The 16,952-nt window shown below is 48.5% G+C and carries 15 protein-coding genes; 8 read left to right on the top strand and 7 right to left on the bottom strand.

The genetic code is table 11. The annotated features are described in order from the left end of the window. Window positions 1-100 precede the first annotated feature (100 nt). Complete coding sequence (gene argH / locus Q1M25_RS03205; RefSeq protein WP_107810243.1) at window positions 101-1,480, bottom strand: argininosuccinate lyase; 1,380 nt, start codon at window positions 1,478-1,480, stop codon at window positions 101-103. 93 nt (window positions 1,481-1,573) lie between these two features. Between argH and Q1M25_RS03200 the strand changes: the two genes are divergently transcribed. Beyond that, window positions 1,574-2,611 (top strand): sensor histidine kinase, encoded by a 1,038-nt coding sequence (locus tag Q1M25_RS03200; protein WP_150537642.1) that lies wholly within the window; start codon window positions 1,574-1,576, stop codon window positions 2,609-2,611. Between the two features lie 200 nt (window positions 2,612-2,811). Then, window positions 2,812-5,397 carry a bifunctional aconitate hydratase 2/2-methylisocitrate dehydratase gene (acnB, locus tag Q1M25_RS03195; protein ID WP_150537641.1) on the top strand — a complete coding sequence of 862 codons (2,586 nt, stop codon included), beginning with the start codon at window positions 2,812-2,814 and terminating at the stop codon, window positions 5,395-5,397. Between the two features lie 183 nt (window positions 5,398-5,580). On the opposite strand, the gene Q1M25_RS03190 is transcribed toward acnB, so the two are convergent. Beyond that, a complete protein-coding gene (locus tag Q1M25_RS03190) occupies window positions 5,581-6,975 on the bottom strand; it encodes a DEAD/DEAH box helicase (RefSeq protein WP_300481701.1) in 1,395 nt (464 codons plus the stop codon). A 426-nt stretch (window positions 6,976-7,401) separates the two neighbouring features. Here Q1M25_RS03190 and Q1M25_RS03185 point away from each other — a divergent pair, with 426 nt between their 5' ends. Next, entirely contained in the window at window positions 7,402-7,725 is a 324-nt protein-coding gene (locus Q1M25_RS03185) for a hypothetical protein (RefSeq protein WP_063067967.1), read from the top strand. Window positions 7,726-7,932: 207 nt separating this feature from the next. On the opposite strand, the gene clpX is transcribed toward Q1M25_RS03185, so the two are convergent. Next, window positions 7,933-9,198: an ATP-dependent Clp protease ATP-binding subunit ClpX gene (clpX, locus tag Q1M25_RS03180; RefSeq protein WP_063067966.1), complete on the bottom strand. Its 1,266-nt coding sequence runs from the start codon at window positions 9,196-9,198 to the stop codon at window positions 7,933-7,935. A gap of 290 nt (window positions 9,199-9,488) precedes the next feature. Here clpX and Q1M25_RS03175 point away from each other — a divergent pair, with 290 nt between their 5' ends. Together Q1M25_RS03175 and Q1M25_RS03170 are read left to right on the top strand one after the other, a co-directional pair. Next, window positions 9,489-10,421: a serine hydrolase gene (locus tag Q1M25_RS03175; protein WP_063068055.1), complete on the top strand. Its 933-nt coding sequence runs from the start codon at window positions 9,489-9,491 to the stop codon at window positions 10,419-10,421. Between the two features lie 108 nt (window positions 10,422-10,529). Then, window positions 10,530-11,303, top strand: coding sequence for a M48 family metallopeptidase (locus Q1M25_RS03170; protein WP_004519369.1), 774 nt, complete (start codon window positions 10,530-10,532; stop codon window positions 11,301-11,303). Window positions 11,304-11,366: 63 nt separating this feature from the next. On the opposite strand, the gene Q1M25_RS03165 is transcribed toward Q1M25_RS03170, so the two are convergent. Further along, entirely contained in the window at window positions 11,367-11,861 is a 495-nt protein-coding gene (locus Q1M25_RS03165; protein WP_300481698.1) for a DMP19 family protein, read from the bottom strand. A 113-nt stretch (window positions 11,862-11,974) separates the two neighbouring features. Here Q1M25_RS03165 and Q1M25_RS03160 point away from each other — a divergent pair, with 113 nt between their 5' ends. Then, window positions 11,975-12,172, top strand: coding sequence for a zinc-finger domain-containing protein (locus tag Q1M25_RS03160; RefSeq protein ID WP_003745781.1), 198 nt, complete (start codon window positions 11,975-11,977; stop codon window positions 12,170-12,172). Window positions 12,173-12,175: 3 nt separating this feature from the next. Beyond that, window positions 12,176-12,532: a hypothetical protein gene (locus Q1M25_RS03155; RefSeq protein ID WP_063067965.1), complete on the top strand. Its 357-nt coding sequence runs from the start codon at window positions 12,176-12,178 to the stop codon at window positions 12,530-12,532. A 6-nt stretch (window positions 12,533-12,538) separates the two neighbouring features. Here Q1M25_RS03155 and mutY read toward each other — a convergent pair whose 3' ends face one another. Beyond that, the gene (gene mutY / locus Q1M25_RS03150) at window positions 12,539-13,573 is read right to left on the bottom strand and encodes an A/G-specific adenine glycosylase (protein WP_070645166.1); all 1,035 of its coding nucleotides are present in this window, start codon (window positions 13,571-13,573) and stop codon (window positions 12,539-12,541) included. Between the two features lie 162 nt (window positions 13,574-13,735). Here mutY and Q1M25_RS03145 point away from each other — a divergent pair, with 162 nt between their 5' ends. Continuing rightward, entirely contained in the window at window positions 13,736-14,776 is a 1,041-nt protein-coding gene (locus Q1M25_RS03145) for a zinc-dependent alcohol dehydrogenase family protein (RefSeq protein WP_107858123.1), read from the top strand. Window positions 14,777-14,847: 71 nt separating this feature from the next. On the opposite strand, the gene trmA is transcribed toward Q1M25_RS03145, so the two are convergent. Next, window positions 14,848-15,933: a tRNA (uridine(54)-C5)-methyltransferase TrmA gene (gene trmA, locus Q1M25_RS03140; protein WP_150537632.1), complete on the bottom strand. Its 1,086-nt coding sequence runs from the start codon at window positions 15,931-15,933 to the stop codon at window positions 14,848-14,850. A 117-nt stretch (window positions 15,934-16,050) separates the two neighbouring features. Further along, window positions 16,051-16,952, bottom strand: a 902-nt coding sequence (gene pta, locus Q1M25_RS03135; protein ID WP_300481676.1) for a phosphate acetyltransferase, incomplete at its 5' end; no start/stop codon positions are given.

The raw sequence follows: 16,952 nt of genomic DNA, 5'->3' as shown, positions 1-16,952 counted from the left end.
AGGTTTTATCTGTTTTTATTGTGAGGTTGAGTGTAGCACAGGTAATCAAAAGGCCGTCTGAAAATTTTCAGACGGCCTTTTATTATGTGTTTAGATGGGTTTAAGCCAATAATTCACGCCAGCGTTTGACTTGGAAACGGACTTGTTCAGGCGCGGTGCCGCCCAAGTGGTTGCGCGCGTTTAAGCTGCCTTCGGGTGTCAGCACGCTGTAAACGTCGTCGGTAATCAAACCGCTGAAACCTTGCAAGACTTCGAGCGGCAATTCGCTCAAATCAACGCCAGCCTCATCGGCATGGCGCACGGCTTGGGCAACGACTTCGTGGCTGTCTCGGAAAGGCATGCCTTTTTTCACCAAGTAGTCCGCCAAGTCGGTAGCCGTTGCAAAACCCTGCATGACGGCGGCGCGCATATTGTCGGGTTTGACGGTCACGCCGCGCATCATGTCGGCGTAAATGCGCAGGGTGTCGATAAGCGTGTCGGCAGTGTCAAACAAAGGCTCTTTGTCTTCCTGATTGTCTTTGTTGTATGCCAAAGGTTGCGATTTCATCAGGGTAACCAGGCCGATCAGGTGGCCAATCACGCGACCGGATTTACCGCGCACGAGTTCGGGCACGTCGGGATTTTTCTTCTGCGGCATGATGGACGAGCCGGTGCAGAAACGGTCGGCAATATCGATAAAGCCGAAACGCGGGCTCATCCACAAAATCAATTCTTCGGAAAGGCGGCTCAGGTGAACCATAATTAGGGAAGCGGCGGCGGTGAACTCAATGGCAAAATCGCGGTCAGATACGGCATCGAGCGAGTTTTGGCAGATTTGTTCAAAGCCCAACAACTCGGCGGTAATTTCGCGCTGAATCGGATAGGTGGTACCGGCCAGTGCGGCGGCGCCGAGCGGCATACGGTTGACGCGTTTGCGGCAGTCGGCCATGCGCTCGAAATCGCGGCCGAGCATTTCAACATAGGCGAGCATATGATGCCCGAAGCTGACCGGCTGGGCAACTTGCAGATGGGTAAAGCCGGGCATGACGGTTTCGGCGTTTTGTTCCGCCAAATCAACCAAGGCCGTCTGAAGGTTTTGAATCAGGCTTTGAATAACGGTAATTTGATCGCGCAGCCACAGGCGGATGTCGGTAGCGACTTGGTCGTTGCGGCTGCGGCCGGTGTGCAGGCGTTTGCCGGCATCGCCGATTTTGTCGGTGAGGCGGCGTTCGATGTTCATGTGGACATCTTCCAAATCCAGCGACCAGGAAATCGTTCCTTCTTTGATTTCTGCTATAATCTCGGCCATGCCCTGACGGATAGCGGAGAGGTCGTCTTCGCTCAAAACGCCCGACTGTGTCAGCATTTGCGCGTGTGCCAGCGAGCCTTGGATGTCCCATTCTGCCAGTCGTTTGTCAAAATCAATCGAGCCGGTATATTTTTTGACCAGCTCGGAAACAGGTTCGTTAAAACGGCCTGACCAGGTTTTGTCCTTGCTCATATCAGCATCCTTAAAATATAAATAAAAAAACAGGGTCTACGTCTTCAATATAGCAGACCCGTCTATACATTATGAAAGAAAACGGTTGAAATCATGTCTATTATACGTCAAATAAACCAGAATTTCGCAGTGCCGGATTTGCGCAATTCCGCAACTCTGGTGCGCCTGCTTATTGTTTTGTTAATCAGTTTGTTTATCTTTCCGTTGATGACGGTATCGGGCGTGCCTTATCCGGAACAGATTTTCCAGCATTTTTCATGGGCTTGCCCCGTCATCCTTTTAATTTTACTCAAGGTCTATTTCTTACAGGCATTTGCGCCGTCCCTGCTTCGCTCGCAGTACAGCGTCGTGGTTTCCTACGTCTCCAATCTGCTGATTTTCTTGTTTGTCGATTTAGTGATTTTGAAGACAGAGCTTTGGCCGTTGATCCAACACTTCTTCTTGCTGACCTTTTTTTGTTTCAGTTTCATGTACATCGAAGCATCCCGTCGCAACAGCCTTGCGCCTTCCATTTCCGAAGCCAGACTGAGCGCGTTGACGGCGCGTATCCGTCCGCATTTCTTGTTTAACAGCTTGAATGCCGCCATCAGCTTAATCCGTCTGCGTCCGTATGATGCGGAAACTTTGCTGGAAAATTTGGCCAACTTGTTCCGCGCACAACTGCGCGACGGTAGTCAAAACAGCACCTTAGGACAGGAAATCGAGTGGGCGCAGGAATATATTGCCATCGAGCAAATCCGCATGGGACATATGCGCGTACAGGTTATGTGGCAACACCATGCGCCCGATGATGCCGAAACGCCACATTTGCTGCTGCAGCCGCTTTTGGAAAATGCCGTATTTCATGGTGTCGAATCCATCCACCGTCCAGGGATAATTACGGTATTAACAAAATTGGAAAAATCATCTATTTTTATCAGTATCGAAAATCCGTGCGGAACAGAACCCAACGAAAATACCAAGCCGCATAAAGGTAATTCTATGGCCTTGCGCAATCTGAAAGAGCGCCTGACTTTGATGTATGACACCGACGCGAAAATCAGAAGCATCCAATCAGACGGCCTGTTCCGCGTTGAAATCATATTGCCGTACCGTAAAAAATCAGCCGAAGTTTCCCGTCTGTTTGGCTAAAACGCCTAGAAGAGGGCAGCTTTAGATAGGTTGAACTATTAACACATTAAATAAAATAGTTTAAATTTATTACATTCAGCAACATAACTGTTCCCATTTTTTGAAAACTGGTCTATGATGGTTAAAAGGATTGTTCACAATCCTTAATTGCAAATCATTTGCAACTGCCCAGAAGAAAAAACAGAAAAAGGAACAAAGAGATGTTAGAAGCCTATCGTAAAGCCGCCGCCGAGCGCGCCGCCCTTGGTATTCCCGCCCTTCCTCTGACTGCTCAGCAGACTGCTGATTTGGTTGAGCTGCTGAAAAATCCACCTGCCGGTGAAGGCGAATTCTTGGTTGAGCTGTTGGCTCACCGCGTACCACCCGGTGTGGACGATGCCGCCAAAGTTAAAGCCTCATTTTTGGCAGCCGTTGCCGAAGGTAGCGCATCCAGTCCGCTGATTTCCCCTGAGTATGCTACCGAGCTGTTGGGTACCATGCTTGGCGGTTACAACATTCATGCACTCATCGAACTCTTGGACAATGACAAACTTGCGCCTATCGCTGCAAATGGTCTGAAACACACTCTGTTGATGTTTGACTCTTTCCACGATGTGCAAGAAAAAGCCGAAAAAGGCAACAAATACGCGCAAGAAGTATTGCAATCTTGGGCAGATGCCGAATGGTTCACCTCACGCGCCAAAGTTCCAGAAAAAATCACTGTTACCGTCTTCAAAGTCGACGGTGAAACCAATACAGACGACCTCTCTCCTGCACCTGATGCATGGAGCCGTCCTGATATCCCTCTGCACGCGCTGGCGATGTTAAAAAACCCGCGCGATGGCATCACGCCTGACAAACCGGGCGAAGTCGGTCCGATTAAATTGTTGGAAGAACTCAAAGCCAAAGGCCATCCGGTTGCTTACGTTGGCGACGTGGTCGGTACCGGTTCTTCACGTAAATCTGCTACCAACTCTGTCATTTGGCATACAGGCGAAGATATTCCGTTCGTACCGAACAAACGTTTCGGCGGCGTATGCTTGGGCGGCAAAATTGCGCCGATTTTCTTCAATACTCAAGAAGACTCCGGTGCGTTGCCGATTGAAGTTGATGTTTCCGCGCTGAAAATGGGCGATGTCGTCGATATTCTGCCTTACGAAGGCAAAATTGTGAAAAACGGTGAAACTGTTGCCGATTTTGAATTGAAATCACAAGTATTGCTGGACGAAGTGCAAGCAGGTGGCCGTATCAACCTGATTATCGGTCGCGGTCTGACTGCCAAAGCGCGCGAAGCACTGAAATTGCCTGCTTCTACCGAATTCCGTCTGCCTCAAGCGCCTGCCGAAAGCAAAGCCGGTTTCACATTGGCTCAAAAAATGGTTGGCCGTGCCTGTGGTTTGCCGGAAGGCAAAGGCGTGCGTCCGGGTACTTACTGCGAACCACGCATGACTACTGTCGGCTCGCAAGATACTACCGGCCCTATGACTCGCGACGAATTGAAAGACCTGGCTTGCTTGGGCTTCTCAGCAGATATGGTGATGCAGTCTTTCTGTCACACCGCCGCTTATCCAAAACCTGTCGATGTGAGAACACATAAAGAATTGCCTGCCTTCATCTCTACTCGTGGCGGTGTATCCCTGCGTCCGGGCGATGGCGTAATTCACTCATGGCTCAACCGTCTGCTGTTGCCTGATACAGTCGGTACCGGCGGCGACAGCCACACTCGTTTCCCTATCGGTATTTCTTTCCCTGCCGGCTCCGGCTTGGTTGCTTTCGCAGCAGCTACCGGCGTAATGCCGCTCGATATGCCTGAGTCTGTATTGGTACGCTTCAGCGGCAAACTGCAACCGGGCGTAACCCTGCGCGATTTGGTGAACGCCATTCCGTTGTACGCGATTAAACAAGGCCTGCTTACTGTTGCTAAAGCCGGTAAGAAAAATATCTTCTCCGGCCGCATCCTCGAAATCGAAGGTCTGCCTGATTTGAAAGTGGAACAAGCCTTTGAATTGACTGACGCGTCTGCCGAACGTTCTGCTGCAGGCTGTACTGTGAAGCTCAACAAAGAGCCGATTATCGAGTACATGAAATCCAACATTGTGTTGATGAAAAACATGATTGCCGACGGCTATCAAGATTCGCGCACTTTGGAACGCCGTATCAAAGCCATGGAAGCATGGTTGGCAAATCCTGAATTGCTCGAAGCGGATAAAGATGCCGAATACGCCGCCGTGATTGAGATCAACATGGACGACATTAAAGAGCCGATTATTGCTTGCCCGAACGACCCTGACGACGTGTGCTTCATGTCTGAACGCTCCGGCACCAAAATCGACGAAGTGTTCATCGGTTCTTGTATGACCAACATCGGTCACTTCCGTGCAGCTTCCAAACTCTTGGAAGGTAAAACCGACATCCCGGTGCGTCTGTGGATGGCGCCTCCAACCAAAATGGATGCGAAAGAGCTGTCTGACGAAGGTCACTACGGCGTACTCGGCCGTGCAGGCGCGCGTATGGAAATGCCGGGTTGCTCATTGTGTATGGGTAACCAAGCACAAGTACACGAAGGCGCGACTGTAATGTCCACTTCTACCCGTAACTTCCCGAACCGCTTGGGTAAAAACACCTTTGTTTACCTCGGCTCGGCTGAGTTGGCGGCAATCTGCTCCAAACTGGGTAAAATCCCGACTGTTGAAGAATACCAAGCCAATATCGGTATCATCAACGAGCAGGGCGATCAAATCTACCGTTACATGAACTTCAACGAAATCGACAGCTACAACGAAGTAGCCGAAACCGTGAATGTTTAATATAGCAAGGTAAACCGATTTTCAGACGGCCTTAAATAATAAAGGCCGTCTGAAACGGAAAAATAAAGGGCGTGTTCATCACGTCCTTTTTATTTTTAGTTTAATAAAAGGCCGTCTGAAAGATGATTTTCAGACGGCCTTTACTTAGGATAAATAATCAGAAAACCGATTAATCAGCGTTGTTTACTTTACACCAAAACCAGGTTGGAGCAGGGCGCAAGGCTGACGCTCGTGACGACTGCGGCGTGTTCTGCCGGCAATTTTGCCACAGACAATACCCGGATCGTTTTTCTCTTCTGTTTTTTTCGAGTTTTTGTCTGACTTGCTCGCGTATTCGTTGCGTTTGTTTCTATCATCGCGACGAGAGCGGCTGTCGTTGTGCTGAACCGGTTGCGCTTCGGCTTCATGTTGATTGTCGTTGCCCCACCAATGCGGCTCAAAGCCTTCGATGCGTTCCACATTCAAATCGCTGCCGGTCAGCTCTTTAATGGCTTCAAACATTTTCTGTTCGGTTTTATCCATCAAGGAAATGGCAACGCCGTCGGCACCGGCCCGGCCGGTACGTCCGATGCGGTGGACGTAGTCTTCAGGTTGGGTTGGCAGCTCGTAGTTGATGACAAAAGGCAACTCGGCAATATCCAAACCGCGTGCGGCAACGTCGGTGGCAACCAAAACGCGTAATGTACCTTCTTTAAAGGCGTTGAGGGTTTCCAGTCGGCTTTGTTGGGATTTGTCGCCGTGGATGGATTGAGCGGCAATGTTGCGGCGGACGAGGTCGCGGGTAACTTGATCGACGCTTTGTTTGGTTTTGCAGAATACAATGACTTGATTCATATGCAAATCAACAATCAGACGTTCGAGCAGGTTGCGCTTTTTGAGTGCATCAACGGCAATGATGTGTTGCTCGACATTGGCGTTGGTGGTGTTTTGCGCAGCCACTTCAACCATTTCAGGCGTGTGCATAAAATCTTGCGCAAGCTTGCGGATAGGCGGTGAGAAAGTGGCGGAGAAAAGCAGGGTTTGTCGCTGTTTGGGCAACATCTGCATGATTTTGCGGATATCGTCTATGAAACCCATATCAAGCATACGGTCAGCTTCGTCGAGTACAACGATTTCAACTTTGTTTAAATTGATGTTTTTTTGTTTGACGTGGTCAAGCAGTCGGCCAACCGTAGCGACAACAATTTCGCAACCGGCGCGCAAGTCGGCAGTTTGTTTGTCCATATTGACGCCGCCGAAGAGGACGGTATGGCGCAAAGGAAGATTTTTAATATAGGCCTGCACGTTTTGATCGATTTGATCGGCCAGTTCGCGGGTCGGGGTCAATACCAACATGCGGACAGGGTGCATGGCAGGGGAGGTGCTGGATGTGGCGTAGCGTTTCAGGCGTTCGAGGCTGGGCAGCATAAAGGCGGCGGTTTTACCTGTGCCGGTTTGTGCTGCGGCCAAAAGATCGTGTCCTGCCAAGGCTTTAGGAATCGCTGCGGCTTGGATAGGCGTCGGGTTTTCATACCCTTGATCGGTCAGGGCAGAGACTAATTCGCTGCCTAAACCGAGTGAAGAGAAAGGATTCATGATGGTGGCTTTCTGTTCAGACGGCCTTTTGAATGGTGAGGCCGTCTGAAAATCTGATTCTGAAATGGATAAACCGCAGTATGATTTTGATTCTGCGGTTTGAAAAAAGGGGTACGGAACTATCCGGTAAGTAATCCATTATGCCATAAAAAGAGGGACTTCCCAAATGATGGCGACAGCTTTAATTGGCCTGATTTTGATATTTTTACAGTCTAAGAGAAGAAAAATAAATTGATCGGCAAGGTTTTGAGTTTATTGGGAATTAAGCATTTGTCTTAACGTCAATAGGATTAATTTATCAAAAACTTACAGGATGAAATGAAACTAAATTGGAATTGGGTACTCAATATTGAGGTGCAAGGCTGTTTGACAGCCTGTATCTCCCGTTTAACGGTAAACCATAAAATTAAAATTTAGGAATATACAATTATGAAAACTTTATTGATCGCTCTTGCAACCGGTAGCCTAATGTTGGCAGCTTGTTCTTCTTCCAAACCTGCTGAAGAAGCGGCAGCGCCACGCGTCACTGTTGAAGAAGCAATGACCCAATGCCAACAAGCATCTGGTGAAAATGCTGACCGCGCTGTGTTTGATGCCTGCATGAAAGACAAAGGCTATCAACGTACCGCTGAATCAGCTGCCTCCGAACCTGCTGCATCTGAGCAGCCAGTAGCTGCTCCTGAAGCTGCGGCTTCTGAGCCTGCCGCCAAAGCTGCTCCTGCTAAAAAAGCTGTTAAAAAAGCAAAAAAATAAGCTTCATAAAATTCAAGGAAGTCACTCTCATCAATACTCCGGATGAAGACAGACTTAGAGCAACTTGAAAACAAAGGCCGTCTGAATATGTTTCAGACGGCCTTTGTTTTTCATGTATAAGGTCATTATTAGAAAATATGGTTTTGGTTTTATTAAGAAAATAAAAAAGACGTGTAATGGGTACACGTCTTTTTCGAAGAATAAACCTTATTGCTTGTATTCGCTGCCGTCTTTACGGAAAAGTTTTGGCTGATCGCCTTTTTCCACCACTTCTTTATTGATGACGACTTTGGCTACGCCTTTCAAATCTGGCAGGGCGTACATGGTATCCAAGAGGCAACGTTCGACGATAGAGCGCAGGCCACGCGCACCGGTTTTGCGTTCCATTGCCAGTTTGGCGATGCTGCGCAAGGCATCTTCTTCAAACTCAAGGCCGACATCTTCCATTTCAAACAAGGTTTGATATTGTTTGACCAAGGCATTTTTCGGCTCGGTCAAAATGTTGACTAAAGCATCTTCGTCCAATTCTGCCAATGTAGCAATCACGGGCAGACGGCCGATAAGCTCGGGAATTAAACCGAATTTAATCAAATCTTCAGGCTCGACTGTCTCAAACAGGGCTGAAATATCGGCGTTTTCATCTTTACTGTGCACCGCCGCACCAAAGCCGATACCGCCTTTTTCAGTACGTTGACGGATGACTTTTTCCAAGCCGGCAAATGCGCCACCACAAATAAAGAGGATGTTGGTGGTATCAACGTTGATGAATTCTTGGTTCGGATGTTTGCGGCCGCCTTGAGGGGGAACGCTGGCTACCGTGCCTTCAATCAGTTTCAGCAAGGCTTGTTGCACGCCTTCGCCGGATACGTCGCGCGTAATGGACGGATTGTCGCTTTTGCGTGAAATTTTATCGATTTCATCGATATAAACGATGCCGCGCTGGGCTTTTTCAACGTCAAAATCACATTTACCCAAAAGTTTGGTGATGATTTGTTCGACGTCTTCACCGACATAACCGGCTTCGGTTAAAGTTGTGGCATCCGCCATGACAAAAGGGACATCCAGTTTGCGCGCCAAAGATTGCGCCAACAAGGTTTTACCTGAGCCGGTAGGGCCGATGAGCAGGATGTTGGATTTGGACAATTCAACCTTGCCCTCTGCTTTCGGGTGGCGCAGGCGTTTGTAGTGGTTGTAAACCGATACTGCCAACGCTTTTTTTGCGTGTTCCTGACCGATAACGTGATCGTTGAGGTTGGCAACGATTTCGGCTGGGGTAGGCAGTTTTTTCTCGGCGTTTTCTTCTTTCGCTTTGGCAAGCTCGTTTTCAATCTCGCCGGATTCGTTGTCTTGCAGCATCATGCCGCAAGTTTCTACACATTCGTTACAGATGAAGGCGTGTTCGCCTTCAATCAGATTTTTAACGTCGTTTTCGGACTTCCCGCAGAATGAACAGGTGCGTTTTTCTTCAGACATAATAATTTCTTCGTATGGTTGTATGGAGGCTGTGTTGTAAAGGGGGAACAGATATTTCGGGCGTATTGCCGGATTGAGGGAATGCCTCTGACAAAGGAGCCTAAGTATAATGACTATCTTGTGTTTTTTCAAATCAGAGCAGGCATTGCGCCGTATCGTCTGAGAAACTGATGAGGGCTCTGGATTTGAATATCTCGCAAACAAACGCAAAGTTTTCTCAACTCGCTTTACAATTGCCGAAAAATTTAACAGAATGTTGAATTAAATGTATTTTTTTTGAATTGGCAGATATGAAATTCTATAAAACTTTAGGAATGGTATGGACAGGTGTGGCATTGGCTTTTGCTTCTGCGCCTGCCGTTGCCGATGATATGGATGTATTGGGACAATTTTTGGAGCAAAATTTCCCAGTGCAAAATGACCCGATGGAAGCTTTTGCGTTAAGTCATGCCGACCAAGTCGAAGCTCAAGCCGCTTTGGCAGGTCCTCTGCTGTCTTCGCAATCTGCTTTGATTTTCAATAATAAAACCGGTGAAGTGCTGTATCAGAAAAACCCTGATCGTGTCATGCCGATTGCCTCTATTTCCAAATTGATGAGCGCGATGGTGGTTTTGGATGCGCATCTGGATATGAACGAGCCGATTACGATTACCGAGGCTGAAATCGACCGTCTGAAAGGTACGGGCAGCCGTTTGAGCATCGGCACGACGCTGACACGCGGCGAACTGTTGCACCTGAGCCTGATGAGCAGTGAAAACCGTGCCACTCATGCGTTGGGCCGTACTTATCCTGGCGGTATGAGCGCGTTTGTTGCGGCAATGAATGCCAAAGCGCAAAGCCTGGGTATGACCAGCAGCCGTTTCTATGAGCCTACCGGTTTGAATTTCCAAAACGTTTCAACTGCGCGCGATTTGAACCGCATGGTTGCGGCAGCCAGCAAATATCCGCTGATCCGTAAAAATTCGACTTCAAATTACGGCTCGGTTTGGACGGCAAACGGTCGTCAAAACTACAAAAACTCCAATGCCTTGGTGCGTGAGGGCAGCTGGAATATTGAATTGCAGAAAACAGGCTATATTCGTGAAGCAGGACGTTCTATGGTGGTTAAGGCCAATGTGCAGAATCAGCCGATTACCATTGTGTTGCTCAACTCTCCGTCTTCCACAACCCGCGTGAACGATGCGCGTAAGATTGAGTCTTGGATGCTGCAGCGCCGTTCTTAAATATTACGCTTAAAGGCCGTCTGAAACCGTTCAGACGGCCTTTTGTGTAAAGTGTATTAAATTTGGTTACAATGTCGTTACATTAATTTTAAAACACAGAGAGAAAACATGTTGAAAAAATGGAATAAAAAATATTGGGCCGGCATGGGCGTGATTTTGGCGTTGACCGGCTGTACTTCTGTAGCGGATATGGTTGGCTACGATACTGCGACTTTAAATGAAGACGCGGCTAAAAGTTATTCACAAGTCATTCAAAAAGCGCGTGGTCAAAAAGCTTTGGATGTTTCCTCTCCAACTGCTCAACGTGTTCAACGTGTGTTTGCACGTCTGCGTCCTCATGCTGAGCGCGCTAACAAAACCGGTGTGCCTTTCAATTGGCAGATGAACGTTATCCGCAGTGATGAAATGAATGCATGGGCAATGCCGGGAGGTAAAATGGCCGTGTACACCGGCATAGTAGAAAAATTGAAGCTGACGGATGCTGAAATTGCCGCCGTTGTCGGCCATGAAATGACCCATGCTCTGTTGGAGCACAGTAAAAAAGCTTTGGGCGGGCAAGTATTGACCGGCTTGGGTGGTTCGATTTTGGCCAGCTCAACCGGTGTAGATGGTGATTTGGTTGGCTTGGGAGCAGATTTGTTGGCAACCAAACCGTTCTCACGCCATCAGGAAAGCGAAGCGGATGCCGGCGGTGTGCGTTTGATGGCTGAAGCAGGCTACAACCCTGAGGCTGCGGTAAGCGTGTGGGAAAAAATGAACAAAGTACATGGCGGCAGCTCATTGTCTATTTTGTCGACCCACCCGACCAATCAGGCGCGTATCAATGCAATCCGCAAAATGTTGCCTGAAGTAATGCCGATTTATCAGAAAAACAAACGTTAATTCGATGTATTGATGATTTTGCCGGTTTGAACAGATGATTCAAACCGGCAAAGTTTTATGGTTTCAGCCTGACAGTTTGGCAAATTTATCCCAATTTGCCTGAACGTAGGCTGCCGCAGTTTCCAAGTCTTCGTCGGCAACGTCATAATAATCGCCGTCAAGCTCTTCAAAATCGGGAAAAGCTTTGCGGATTTCGTCGAAATCCCTTTGCTCGTCTGCCATTTTTTCAATGGCTTCGCCGTGTTTTTCGTACAGGGCTTTGGCTTTGTCTAAGATTTTCGGTATCGGCTTGATGCGCCAGCGTCGCAGGCTGTCGGCAACCGGATTGCCGAAGATGTATTCTCCGTATCCTGAAGCGATAAGCTGTACGAAGCCGCCTTCTTGAATTTGGCTGTCGAGATAGCAAAGGGCGGTCAATGTATGCTGTTCGTCGTTAAGGCTGGACATTTCCTCATCTCCTGCCTGTTCGGTGTGATCCAAATAGGCTGCGCTGAGTGTATAAAGAAATGAGGCGGAATCGGAAGTATCGAAATCTTGAAGGCGGAGCAGGGTAGTCATCATCATCAAAGGCCGTCTGAAAAAAGTGATTATATAATGTTTTCAGTCTGAACCTATCGGCCGTTTTGCTTTACAATATCGGAAGATAAGAAAACATAGTGAGGAACCAAACCATGAGTACACAGTCTGAAAAAAACGTTGTAGTCATCAAGCCGCAGGATTTGCCGCTGCATTGCTCCGGTCCTAATCATGAAACATGGAACGGCCATCCGCGCGTGTTCTTGCCGATTCAGTCCAATAGTGAGATTGAATGCCCGTATTGCGGCACTTATTACCGTCTTGATGGCGAGATTCCGCATCACCATTACTAATCTATGCCTATGTTGAACAAAATCATCTGCGCTTTGTGCGTGAGTTTGTGCGCTGCGTGCGGTTCTTATAAGGCTGTTCGCCCTGACGCGCCGTTACCGGTCATTGCACAGGCGCAGACGTATTCTGTCCGTTATCAATCCGTACAAGGTCGGACGATTACTGCAATTTATATCAACAGCCACAGCCCGATGATGGTTGAGCTGCGTGAAGGCAATACGGTTGAGAAACTGGTGCAAGTCCGCTTGCGCAGTCAGGGTGTCGAGTACGCCAATCCAAGCTCGCGCTGGCAAATTGGCGACGGGTTTGCCGTACTGATTCGCGGCGGAAAAGAAGTTGTATTTAAAGAGATTGTGGAATAGGGCGGTTTAGCCTTTAGCCAAATATTTGATTAAAGGTTTGGGCAAACCATAATCTGCCAAATGTTCCGCTGATACCCAAAGGCCGTCTGAAAGATGTTCAGACGGCCTTTGTTGCGTCTGAAAAGGGGTAATCATCAATAAGCGGTGGGTCAGGCGGTGGGTAAACGTGGTTTGTTCTTCAAGGCCGTCTGAAACAATGCCGAAGCGTTTGGCGTAAGCATACAAATCGTCTAATTTTTCAAAACAGGGTACGCAATACAGACCGCCCCAAATGCCTTTGGCAGGGCGTTTTTCAAGCAATAATGCGCCGTCAGTGTTATGAATAATCAGCCAGTAAAGCGGTAGGGTTTGCACTTCGGGAGCAGTTTTTTTGCGAGGCAGTTCGTCAATGCGGTTTTGTTTTTTTGCTTCGCAGATGTCTGCCATAGGACATTGATGACACAAAGGTTTTGTCCGTTTGCAGACGGTTGCGCCCAAATCCATCAAGCCTTGCGTGTAGGCAGGCATATCAGTGTTTTCAGACGGCAGCAGGCTTTCGGCAAGCGTCCAAAGCGAGTTTTCAAATTTCTTATCTTGCGGATTGCCGTCTTGGGCAAAGACACGGCAGAGAACGCGTTTGACGTTGCCGTCCAAGATGGTTTCTCGTCGGTTGAAAGCAAAGGCAGAAATGGCGGCAGCGGTACTTCTGCCTACGCCGCAGAGTGTTTCCAAGTCCTTGCGCTCGGAAGGAAAGATGCCGCCGAATTGTCCGACGACTTGTTGCGCGGCTTTGTGCAGGTTGCGTGCGCGGCTGTAATAGCCCAAGCCTGCCCACAAGGATAAAACCTCGTCTTGCGGCGCAGCGGCAAGCGATTGCACGGTTGGGAATTTGGTTAAGAAACGCGGATAGTAGTCCAATACGGTAGCAACCTGCGTTTGTTGGAGCATGATTTCTGAAAGCCAGACGGAATAGGGGTCTTTGACCTGCCAAGGCAAGTCGTGACGACCATGCTGCCGTTGCCAATCGATGAGTCGTCGTGCAAAGGATGTGGGTGTGTTCATTAATATTTACTTTTTAATTATTTATTTTTAAAACAGTATGTTGCAATATAACATACGAAATAATAATCAGAATTGACTTATATAGTGGAGGGGTATATAAATATAGTTAACGTGGATTTACGCTATATTGTTAAAGTTTATTAACCGCTCAAGGAGATTCACATGAAAGCAATGGTTTATCATGGCGCAAACGACATCCGTTTCGAAGAAAAACCCCGCCCTCAAATTATCGATCCGACCGATGCAGTCGTCAAAATCGTTAAAACTACGATTTGCGGTACCGACTTGGGTATTTGGAAGGGAAAAAACCCTGAAGTTGCCGACGGTCGTATCCTCGGTCATGAGGGCATCGGTATTGTAGAAGAAGTCGGCGATGCTGTAAAAAACATCAAAGTCGGTGATAAAGTCATTATTTCATGTGTCAGCAAATGCTGTACTTGCGACAACTGTAAAATCCAACTTTATTCACACTGCCGCAACGGCGGTTGGATCTTGGGCTATATGATTGACGGTACGCAAGCCGAATACGTCCGTACGCCTTATGCCGACAACAGCTTGGTTCCGCTGCCTGACAACGTCAACGAAGAAGTTGCCCTGCTGTTGAGCGATGCTTTGCCGACCGCCCACGAAATCGGCGTGCAATATGGTGATGTGAAACCTGGCGATACCGTATTCATTGCAGGTGCCGGCCCTGTCGGTATGTCTGCGTTGTTGACTGCACAACTGTATAGTCCTGCCGCCATTATCGTTTGCGATATGGACGAAAACCGCTTGAAACTGGCGAAAGAATTGGGCGCGACCCATACCATCAACCCTGCTTCCGGCGATGTGAGCAAGCAAGTTGCTGACATTGTTGGCGAAGATGGCGTAGATTGCGCCATCGAAGCGGTCGGTATCCCTGCAACTTGGAATATGTGTCAAGATATCGTGAAACCCGGCGGCCATATTGCTGTGGTTGGTGTACATGGTCAATCCGTTGATTTCAAACTAGAAAAACTGTGGATTAAAAACCTTGCCATTACTACCGGCCTGGTTAACGCCAATACCACCGAAATGCTGATGAAAGCCATTTCCAGCAGCTCAGTGGATTACACCAAAATGATGACCCACCATTTCAAATTCAGCGAATTGGAAAAAGCTTACGATGTATTCAAACACGCTGCTGAAAACCAAGCCATGAAAGTGGTTTTGGAAGCGGATTGATTTGAAAATTGCTTAATATGTCGCTGATTATAAAGGCCGTCTGAACATTCAGACGGCCTTTTTGTATGGTTTTATTTTTTCTTCTTCAACCAAACGCCGCTTTCGATATGGTGGGTAAATGGGAATTGGTCGAATAGGGCGGCGCGTTCGATGGTATGGGTTTGACAGAGCGTGTCGAGATTGGCGCGCAGAGTCTCAGGATTGCATGAAATATAGAGGACATTGTCGAATCGGGCAACCAATTTGAGCGTCTCATCATCAACACCGGCGCGTGGAGGATCGACAAAAATAGTTGAAAAATCATAGTTTTTCAAGTCGATGCCTTGTTCTTGCAGGCGGCGGAATTCACGGTTTTGCGTGTAGGCCTCGGTAAACTCTTCCGCAGACAGGCGGGCGATTTTGAGATTGGTAATTTGGTTAGCTTCAATATTCCATTGGGCGGCGTTGACGGAAGTTTTGGAAACTTCGGTTGCCAGTACCTGATTGAAATGTTGCGAAAGCGGCAGGGTGAAATTGCCGTTGCCGCAGTACAACTCAAGCAGGTCTTTGCCTAAGTTTTGCGCGGCATCACACGCCCAAGTCAGCATTTTTTGGCACACTTGGGCATTGGGTTGGGTAAAGCTGCCTTCGATTTGACGATAGCGGAAGGTTTTGCCGTTGACTTCCAACGCTTCGGTCACAAAATCTTGGCTCAATACGATTTTTTGTCCGCGGCTGCGGCCGATGATGTGGATGCCCAAATTGTGCGCCAACTCTTGCGTGGCTTGTTGCCATGCGTCGTTCAGCTTCTTGTGGTAAATCATGGTAACCAGCATTTCGCCGCTTAAAGTGGATAAAAATTCGACAGCGTACCAGCGGTTTTTCAGCTCGGGATGATTGGACGCGGCTTCAATCAGTTTCGGCATCAAGGTATTGATGGATTCGGATGCGGCAGGAAATTGGTCGCAACGGATCAGGCTTGCCCCGCTTGCCTTTTGTCCGCGCTCAAACATGGCGTAAAACATTTCGCCGCCCTCATGCCAGATACGGAACTCGGCGCGCATTCTGTAATGCTGTTCCGGAGATTCAAAGACTTCGATTTCAGGAAAATCCAGTCCTTGGAAAAGTTGCTGAAGATATTGCTTTTTGTCGGCTAGTTGTTGCTGGTAGGCAGTCATTGGGGCAGTCTTTCAGAAAATAATGGCGAATTATAATATAGTTGGCGCAAAGATACGAAAGGCCGTCTGAAACATCGGTTTCAGACGGCCTTTGATTTCAAAGCATCAGCTTGTCAATCAGCCTTGCATTTGTTTGGCTTGAACGGCAGTCAGGGCGATGGTGAAGACGATGTCTTCAATCAATGCGCCGCGGGACAAGTCGTTAACCGGTTTGCGCAAACCTTGCAACAACGGGCCTACGCTCAGGACGTTGGCGCTGCGTTGTACGGCTTTGTAAGTACAGTTGCCGGTGTTGAGATCTGGGAAAACCAAAACGGTTGCTTGACCGGCAACAGCGCTGCCCGGAGCTTTGGATTGACCGATAGATGGAACGGTAGCCGCATCGTATTGCAACGGACCTTCGATGGCCAAATCAGGGCGTTTTTCATTAGCCAGTTTGGTTGCTTCGATTACTGCATCGACATCAGGGCCGCTGCCTGAGTTGATGGTAGAGTAGGAAATCATGGCCACTTTGGGATCGATACCGAAGGCTTTGGCGCTGTCGGCAGATTGGATGGCGATGTCGGCCAGTTGTTCCGGAGTTGGGTTCGGATTAACCGCGCAGTCGGCAAATGCCAATACTTGGTTAGGCAGCAACATGAAGAATACGCTGGATACGAGGCTTGCACCCGGGGCGGTTTTAATCAGTTGCAGGGCAGGGCGGATGGTGTTGGCAGTAGTGTGGACTGCGCCGGAAACCAAACCGTCTACGTCGTTTTGAGCCATCATCATGGTGCCGAGTACGACGGTGTCTTGCAGCTGTTTGCGTGCATCTTCAGGAGTCAGGCCTTTGGATTTGCGCAATTCACACATTGGCTCAACGTATTGCTCAACCAAAGAAGCAGGATCGATGATTTCCAAAGAATCGGGCAGGGAAATGCCGCGTTCTTTCGCTACGGCTTCAACTTCTTTGCGAGTCGCCAATAGTACGCAACGGGCGATGCCTTTTTCGTGACAGATCGCGGCAGCGGCGACGGTGG

Source organism: uncultured Neisseria sp. (assembly GCF_951230505.1).
Lineage (GTDB): Bacteria > Pseudomonadota > Gammaproteobacteria > Burkholderiales > Neisseriaceae > Neisseria.
This window is presented reverse-complemented; position numbering and strand designations above follow the sequence as displayed.